Genomic DNA, 2,092 nt, shown 5'->3' with positions numbered 1-2,092 from the left:
AGGCAACGACGGGGCAGCCCTGGCAGCCGCGAACGCCATCATGCACGCCGCCAGCCAAGCAGCCACCCAAGCAATCGGCAACGGAGCGGCAGCAGCTAACGCAGCCGCAGCGGCTAGTGGTGTCGGAGCTGATGACGGACTCACGCTAGCATTGAAATATAAGAATGGTTGGACGTCGACACAGCGCGCAGCGGCGGATGAGAAAGTCGCTGCTCTTAACGGTGCGGATCTATCCGTGACCCAGGCAACACGGAGTGGGACTTCCGCGTCCTCCCGATATCGGGCGTCGGGCGGTCTCATTCCGCGCGGTTCGGATGTGGACCACGTCGTCGACCTACAGCTTGGAGGTGCCGACGACCTCCTAAATTTGAACCCCTTGGATGCCTCGGTGAACCGAAGCCTAGGAGCACAGATTGCGAAACTGCTTCGTGGAATTGAGCCAGGCACGCGTATATGCGGCGTTACGATTTGTTCGAGGTGAGGAACCGGATGTTCGAAGTTTTTGACAGCACGCTGACGCTGACGCATGGCCTGCCGGGCGTGGCAGGAGCCGACGTGGATGCCCCGTCTGACTTAGTTATTCGGTTCGGAGGATGTACCTTCAACGATGGGCTCTACCGAGTTCATACCCGGGAGTCTTCCGCGGCTGCTGACGTCTTCGTAAGGCAAGCATTTCCTGAATTTGGAGATCGCATCTCGTGCTTCGGGTTTGACTGGCTTGGGCGACAGTTCTCAACGGATTCCAGTCGTGGTGAGACTTCTGATCCGGAAGTACTTCTTTTCGAACCGGGGACGGGGCAGGCGCTGGAGATTCCGGTACCTTTCTCTAAGTTTCACGACGAAGAATTGGTCGAATACACCGATGCGGTTCTGGCGTCTGGGTTTTTCACGGACTGGATTGCCACCCAGCACGCTCCTTTGCGGTTCGAAGACTGTGTTGGGTATCGGCAGCCGCTGTTTCTAAATGGATCAGACAGTCTTTCAAACCTGGAAGTATCCAGTATGGATGTCTACTGGACGATCATGGGGCAGCTCCGGATCAAGGCACTGAAGCTCCCAATAGGTACTCGGATCACGGAAGTTCACACGGAATAGCGGAAGGCAACTTCAAGTTCCACACGAATGGCTCGCGTGGAACAGCCTCCATATCTTGAAACGCTAGGCATCCGAGGCGTCTCACCGGCCGGGCGGCACCCCAAAGAGTCGGCTATCCGGTGCGGCTGCTGTGGGCAAAGCGTGTCTGGCGCTGCCCGGACCCTGACTGCTCCAGAACCACGTTCACCGAAGACCATGAGTTGGCCTGGCCCCGGGCGAAACTCACTGCCAGGGCCGGGGCGTGGGCGACTGACGGCCTGCAGCGTTTCGACACCTCGGTCTCCGCCCTGGACCACCAGCTTTGCGTGTCTTGGCACATGTCCTGGGACGCAATCAAGGCAGAGGCCGCGCGGCGGATCGCAGCGGCCGGCGTCTGACTGGGGTGAAGGGGTTAGGCGAAAGTAGTCCGCTTGGGGAGATTTCGGCCTCCTGGCCGCGGCTGAAAACTACAGCTTCCTGGGCGGAACGGCCACGGTCCCGGGGGCGCCTTCATCATCAGCGACAGCGTCGACACCGCCCGGACCATCCTCCAACCCAGCAGCGGAACCACACCCGTCACCGCCCAAACCCGGTACGCCGACCCGATCGGTCTCGCCCGCGGCCCCACCCAGACCGCACCGGGAACCGGAGCCTACGCAACGGCTACCTCCAGTGTCACCGGGACAGGGTCCAACGCAGCCAACCCGGCAGGGTTCGGCGCGGTCAACGGGTACATCGGCGGACTCGCCGACACCATCAGCACCCTCACCCACCTCGGCGCCCGCGAACTGGACCCCGTCACCGGCACCTTCACCAGCCCCGACCCGGTCCTCGACATCGCAAACCCAAACAACTACTCCCCGTACGGGTACGCGAACGCGGACCCGGTCAACGGTAGCGATCCATCAGGATTGATGATCAACTGCGAATGCGGGATCGGTATCGGCTTCGGCTCGTGGAGTATGCCCAGCGGCGGCGCCGCCGCCGGCGCCGCCGCCGTTGGGGCAGTGGGGGTGGG

General features: G+C 61.8%; 3 protein-coding genes. All 3 read left to right on the top strand.

Features of this window, described 5'->3' with window-relative positions; genetic code table 11:
- Nucleotides 1-489 precede the first annotated feature (489 nt).
- Nucleotides 490-1,095 (top strand): hypothetical protein, encoded by a 606-nt coding sequence (locus tag AC3WJU_RS22375; protein WP_492260915.1) that lies wholly within the window; start codon nucleotides 490-492, stop codon nucleotides 1,093-1,095.
- Nucleotides 1,096-1,214: 119 nt separating this feature from the next.
- Entirely contained in the window at nucleotides 1,215-1,472 is a 258-nt protein-coding gene (locus AC3WJU_RS22370; protein WP_492260914.1) for a hypothetical protein, read from the top strand.
- Nucleotides 1,473-1,586: 114 nt separating this feature from the next.
- On the top strand, nucleotides 1,587-2,092 hold a 506-nt coding region (locus AC3WJU_RS22365), incomplete at its 3' end, for an RHS repeat-associated core domain-containing protein (RefSeq protein WP_492260916.1).

The organism is Arthrobacter sp. FW306-1B-F12A (assembly GCF_058781865.1).
Note: the sequence above shows the minus strand (reverse complement) of the source record. Positions and strands in the feature narration are given on the sequence as shown.